Genomic DNA, 5386 nt, shown 5'->3' with positions numbered 1-5386 from the left:
CGTGCCACGGGCGTCAAAGCGACGACGATCAGGTGGTATGAGCAGGAGGGATGGCTGCCGCCACCAGCACGCACAGCAGGCGGCCACCGTGCCTATGGCGCGGCGCACCTGCGCCGCCTCGGCTTCATTCGCCATGCGCGGGAACTGGGCTTTGAGAGTGACGCGATCCGCGCGCTGCTGGATCTTGCGGATCAGCCGGATGCCGACTGCGCCAAGGCGCATGCCTTGGCCACCTCGCAGATCGCCGAAATCGACGCGCGCCTCGCAAGGCTGGCGGCACTTCGCGCCGAGCTGGTCCGCATGGCGACGAGCTGCGAAGGTGGCGTGGTTGGCGAGTGCCGTATCATCGAGACGCTCGCCGACTTCGCCCACGGCCACTGCGTTGATGCAAGCCACGGGGCAATGCTGCGCTAGCTGCCCGGCCGTGCCCGGCGGCTTGCCGTAACCTCGGCTTCGACGAGCTCGGTGAGCTGCCGGGCACCAAAGGATGGCAACGGCTTGCCGTTCACGAAGAAGGTCGGGGTTTGCCGAACCCCGATGGCCTGGATGTCGGCGACATCCTGTCGCAGCACGGCATCTACTGCCGGTGCGGCCGCGTCCCGCCGCGCCCGTGCGAGATCGAGCCCGGCCTCGGCGGCGATCGGCCAAGCGAGGGGCAAGTTTGGTGCGTCGTGCGCCGCCCATTGCGGCTGGCGCATGAAAAGCTGTTCGAGCACCGGCTCGAAGAGGTTCTGCAAGCGCGCCGCCTCCAGGATCCGCACTGCCTCGTCGGAGCCCTGGTGGAAGGGCGCGTAACGCACCACCACCCGGACATCATCGGGATACCGCGCAAGGATCTGCTTCACGACCGAATGAAAAGCCCGGCAGGCCTCGCAGGATGGATCAAGGAACTCGACCATCGTAACCGGCGCCTCTGCCCGGCCGATAACCGGCGAGTGCGGCCGGACCATTGTGCCGCTTGGCACGCTCGCGCCCACTGGCGCGCCGCGCACGGCTTCCGCCGGGTCCAACAGAGCCATGGAGGCAGCGAAGCCTGCCAGGGCAACGGCACCCGTGCCCAGGACGAGCATGCGCTTGTTCATCGGCTCGATCTCCACGAGGGAAGCAGCAGCAAGAGGATTGCGGTGAAGGACGCGACGGAGAGATAGGGAATAGGAACAGCCCCGAAGACGGTCATTCCGCCACCGGAGCAGGAGGGACCGGCGCCACAGGGTTCGATCTCGGCCGGGATCAACCCCGCGTAAAGAAGGCCGTGATAGGCTGCAATCAGCCACCCCATGGCAGCCAGCGCCAGGACATAGGGGCGGATGGCGGCATCAGAGCGGAAGCTGGCGATCGCCAGGATCACGGCCAGCGGGAACATGAGGATTCGCTGGTACCAACAGAGAAGGCAGGGCGTCTGGCCCATCACTTCGCCGATGAACAGGGCACCCAGGGTCGCGGCAAGCGACACGAACCAGGCAGCAAAAAGGCGCGGCCAGACATCCCCGGTCTGCGGCGCCACCTTCGGTTGCGGCGTCGCCGATGGTGGCTGCGCAGTCTGCGGCATCAGGTCCGTCTTTCGTAGAGAGCCGCGCTCTTGAACAAGACGCGGCAGCACGGGGGCCATCAGTGGCGAGTGTGGTGGCAAATGCAGTGCGGCTCGGGGTAACGAAGCGTGGGCGAGGTATTTGATACTGCACCTGAATGGTACACCCCCTCGCCGCAGCCGACTTATAGTACTTCTAGTGGCTAGAGGTTCAAGGGGGTAGGCACCGAAACCCACCCCTTCGAATCAGGCCGCCCCCGCCATCTCGCGGCAGGTTGCCGCGCAGCGGCGGCAGGCTTCAGCATTCGCCTTCATGCGGCCGTCCGGGTCTTCATGCTCCTCGCAGAGCTTCGCGCAGGCCTCGCAGATCTCGGCGCATTCACGGCAGAGATGCGCGTGATGCGGCGAGTGCCGCGCCATGAAGTCGGCCGAGGTAATGCAAATCTGCGCGCAGTCCAGCAGGGAAACGAGGTGCGTCGCCTCCGCATGGTGCCCGCCCCCGTGCAATACGTGGATCACAGTCTCGGTGCAGGATCGGTGGCAGTCGAGGCACTCGCGGATGCAGTTTGACATGTCCATGGCTGGTTTTCCTCTGGCCGGGATGTCCGGCGAAGCGACAACCATGCTCTAGTGGCTAAAGGTTCGTTGGGCACACGGGAACGTGCAAGCTCAGTACTCCGCTCTCCCCTGTTCCCCAGGGCTGAAGGCTTGACGCTATCACGCTCTGACGTCTGGCCCCGCTAAACGTCGGCGCCTGCGTACCGCTGGGCGACACCACGGCGCATGAGTGGATTTCGGGAGGGTTTTGAGGACGCGATCCAGATTGCGGAGGTGTGGCAGCTGTGGGGCGCGCGATCTCGCGCGTTCCCCACCATAACCGACCGCATGCTCTACTTCGTCCAGTGCCCGAGAACCCACTCCCACTGCCGACGCTGATAGTCGTAGCGCCAGTGCGCCTTGACCCAGTGGTTCTTTCCAAAAGGCTTGAGCGTCTGCATGTTCTGCAGCCGATCGGGCGGCTTTGGCGGCCGTGGCGGGTGGAACGGCCGAGGGCGCTTGAACATATCCTCCATCCTTTAGTTGAGAGTGTATTCGCGCCAAGGGATCGCTCCGAGGGGCACGCCCGCGAGGAAGCGCGAGATGTCGGGGCGGCCGTAGTAGGTTGGATTGCCGCAGTGATCCTGCGCCATGAGGGCAACCGGCATGCCCGGAAAGGCCTGCCGGAAACTGGCAGCCGTCTTGTCGGCCTCGAAGTTGTTGTCGAGAACGTGTCGCCGCACGACCACAACCGCGAAGGTGACGCCCTGCTCGCGGATGATAGCCCCGTGAAAACGCATGACATATCTCCTCTTGAGGAGCGGTCGTGCCATGTGACGGCACCCCTGGTTGCTTGTCAGCCTTTTGGCGGATTGGGATCCCGGCCGTGGCTGTCGCGCTCGCGGATCCGGCCGTCGCGGCCATGCACGAACAGTTCGCTCTCCTGGTTCCGCGCGATGCCTCGGGCCTCCGAGATGGCCTCCGACTGCGTGGGATGAATCGAGGTCGCTCGGCTGTTGCCGGCGCCCTGGACTGCCCACCCGCTTCCGCGCGGCACAACGTGCTGATTCTTGCCGGCCATCTGATGAACTTCTAGCTCCCTCCTTGGGAGCAAATAAGAGTTATCATGTTGATCCCTTGAGGGGAACACTTTATATGCGAGGTATTCAGGGAGCAGGGGCTTGCATGTGGAGGCGGTTCGCATAGTGTCAGGGGGATGCGAATCATCTCGCGCAGTACACTGCTGGCCTTCCACGAGGGCCGGCCTGAACGCGTGGACGCGCGAGCCGCTTTAGAAGCCTGGTATCGCGAGGCCAAAAAGGCGTCGTGGAGCACATCTGCTGATGTGAAGGCGCAGTACCGCTCTGCCAGCATCCTCAAGGGTGGGCGGGTGGTCTTCAACATCTGCGGCAACAAGTACCGGCTGGTCGTGCGGGTGAACTATGGAGTCGGCGTCGTCTACGTCCGCTTCATCGGCACCCATTCGGAATACGACAACATAGACGCGGAGACGACCTGATGGCGCACATCCGACCCGTCCGCACGGAAGCGGACCACGCTGCTGCCCTCGCTCGGATTGACGAGCTGATGGCCGCTCAGCCCGGGACGCGGGAGGCTGACGAGCTTGACGTACTCGCGACCCTCGTGGATCGATACGAGGAAGAGCACTTTCCCATTGGCGCGCCGACCCCGGTTGAGGCGATCCTGTTCCGCATGGAGCAGGCCGGTCTCGCGCGTCGTGATCTCGAGCCGCTTTTGGGTGGGCGCGCCAAGGTATCAGAGGTGCTCAGCGGTAAGCGTCCGCTGACACTCGCGATGATCCGCGCTCTCAGCACGCGGCTCGGCATCCCAGCCGAGGTCCTCTTGCGGGAGGATCAGGATGACGACGTCGGGCAGCAACCGGCTGACCTGGATTGGACCCGATTCCCGGTCGCCGAGATGGCAGAGCGCGGGTGGTTTGGTCGGGTGACCGGTGACGTCGCTGCACAGGCCGCGAAGCTCATGAAACGCTTGCAGAATCAGGCTGGAGGGCCGCTGGCAGCGACTTGCGCGCTGTATCGGAAGAACGACCACCTCCGTCAGAGCTCAAAGGTGGACCTCCACGCACGGGCCGCTTGGTGCTGGCGTTCCATGGCGGTGGCAAAAGAGGAAAAGGAGGTAGGAGTCTTTGATCCCTCGGCCGTCGATCTGGAGTTCCTGCGAAGCGTGGTGAAGCTGAGCCGTCATGGCGACGGCCCGAGCCAGGCACGCAAGTTCCTGGCGCAGCACGGGATCCGCTTCGTTGTCGTTCCGCACCTAAGCCGCACCCACCTTGATGGTGCTGCCCTGCAACTTGTGGATGGGATGCCGGTCATCTCTCTCACCCTGCGCTACGACCGGCTCGACAACTTCTGGTACTGCCTAGCTCATGAGCTCGCGCATGTGGGTCGGCACCTTGGGCGCGGCGAGTTCAAGCCCTACCTCGACGACTTCTCGGCTGCCCTTCTTCCAGGAGAAGAGCCTCATTCGGTGGAGGAGGTCGAGGCTGACGAGTGGGCCCGCGAGGCGCTCATTCCTGGTGCCATATGGGGGAGCAGCCTGGTGCGCTCCGACCCATCGACCACCAACGTGCTCGCGCTTGCGGATGAACTCGGCGTGGCGCCTGCCATCGTCGCCGGGAGGGTCAGGTACGAGCAGCGGAACTACAGGCTTTTGACCCACTTCGTCGGCTCAGGCGTGGTGCGACGGCAACTCGGCTATCAATGATTGTCAGCCCCGTGACGGCTACACGCTCAGCATAGGAAAATGTCTCTAAGCGGCGTCTTCTTCCCAGGCCTGTCGGAGTGCCGCTGGAGGAGGTGGCGGCAATGATCCTCCACCTCTGCCTGCCGGTCAGCCGCTTCATCACCGGCCAGTCGATCCATATCAGCGGAGGCGCCTACCTGCCCTAACCTCCCCGACCCTGTCGACGAACTTAATTGCGGCAAATTTCGACGCCCGCCAAATGGAGAGCCTACTCAGGACGAATGCTCATCGCGAGCAAAGCGGCACGTCCTGGTCGACGCCCAGAGCCTGCTGATGCAGGCGATCATCCACGCCACGAAGGTGTAGGACCGCGACCGGCCGCCCTCCGCCGCCCCCCCCCGTCCAGGAAGCATGTCGTGGCGTCTCCCCGCCGTTGGCAGGGGCCGCGCTCTACTCGCGACTGCTGGTCGCTCCCGGAGCCCGCTGCGCGGGTCTCTGCCCTCCGGGTGACGGTCGCTGAGTAAGCGTCAGCCGGTCCCCGCAGGTGACCCGGCGGGCGTGAAGTTCCACGGCAGGAGTTCGTCAAGGCGGTCGATG

General features: G+C 64.5%; 9 protein-coding genes. 3 read left to right on the top strand and 6 right to left on the bottom strand.

From position 1 onward, the window contains the following. Positions 1 to 414 (top strand): MerR family transcriptional regulator (locus J3S20_RS29620; RefSeq protein ID WP_216840525.1); only part of this gene is annotated, 414 nt, incomplete at its 5' end. Here J3S20_RS29620 and J3S20_RS29615 read toward each other — a convergent pair. The 6 genes from J3S20_RS29615 to J3S20_RS29590 form a co-directional block, all read right to left on the bottom strand. Then, positions 411 to 1097, bottom strand: a complete 687-nt coding sequence (locus J3S20_RS29615) for a DsbA family protein (RefSeq protein WP_343215340.1) — start codon at positions 1095 to 1097, stop codon at positions 411 to 413. The genes J3S20_RS29620 and J3S20_RS29615 overlap by 4 nt on opposite strands. After that, on the bottom strand, positions 1079 to 1609 hold the full coding sequence (locus J3S20_RS29610; protein ID WP_246603449.1) for a disulfide bond formation protein B: 531 nt from the start codon (positions 1607 to 1609) through the stop codon (positions 1079 to 1081). The genes J3S20_RS29615 and J3S20_RS29610 overlap by 19 nt, the downstream gene beginning before the upstream one ends. A 165-nt stretch (positions 1610 to 1774) precedes the next feature. Further along, entirely contained in the window at positions 1775 to 2152 is a 378-nt protein-coding gene (locus J3S20_RS29605) for a four-helix bundle copper-binding protein (RefSeq protein WP_246603438.1), read from the bottom strand. 266 nt (positions 2153 to 2418) lie between these two features. Continuing rightward, on the bottom strand, positions 2419 to 2592 hold the full coding sequence (locus J3S20_RS29600; RefSeq protein WP_216840524.1) for a hypothetical protein: 174 nt from the start codon (positions 2590 to 2592) through the stop codon (positions 2419 to 2421). Positions 2593 to 2604: 12 nt separating this feature from the next. Next, positions 2605 to 2865: a hypothetical protein gene (locus J3S20_RS29595; RefSeq protein ID WP_216840523.1), complete on the bottom strand. Its 261-nt coding sequence runs from the start codon at positions 2863 to 2865 to the stop codon at positions 2605 to 2607. A gap of 56 nt (positions 2866 to 2921) precedes the next feature. Beyond that, positions 2922 to 3146 carry a DUF2188 domain-containing protein gene (locus J3S20_RS29590; RefSeq protein WP_216840522.1) on the bottom strand — a complete coding sequence of 75 codons (225 nt, stop codon included), beginning with the start codon at positions 3144 to 3146 and terminating at the stop codon, positions 2922 to 2924. A gap of 135 nt (positions 3147 to 3281) precedes the next feature. On the opposite strand from J3S20_RS29590, the gene J3S20_RS29585 reads away from it, so the two are divergent. Both J3S20_RS29585 and J3S20_RS31355 read left to right on the top strand, forming a co-directional pair. Further along, on the top strand, positions 3282 to 3584 hold the full coding sequence (locus J3S20_RS29585; RefSeq protein WP_216840521.1) for a type II toxin-antitoxin system HigB family toxin: 303 nt from the start codon (positions 3282 to 3284) through the stop codon (positions 3582 to 3584). Further along, complete coding sequence (locus J3S20_RS31355; protein WP_379794009.1) at positions 3584 to 4810, top strand: plasmid stabilization protein; 1227 nt, start codon at positions 3584 to 3586, stop codon at positions 4808 to 4810. The genes J3S20_RS29585 and J3S20_RS31355 overlap by 1 nt, the downstream gene beginning before the upstream one ends. Positions 4811 to 5386 lie beyond the last annotated feature (576 nt).

The sequence above is a fragment of the Falsiroseomonas tokyonensis genome (assembly GCF_019024325.1).
Classification (GTDB): Bacteria; Pseudomonadota; Alphaproteobacteria; order Acetobacterales; family Acetobacteraceae; genus Falsiroseomonas; species Falsiroseomonas tokyonensis.
This window is presented reverse-complemented; position numbering and strand designations above follow the sequence as displayed.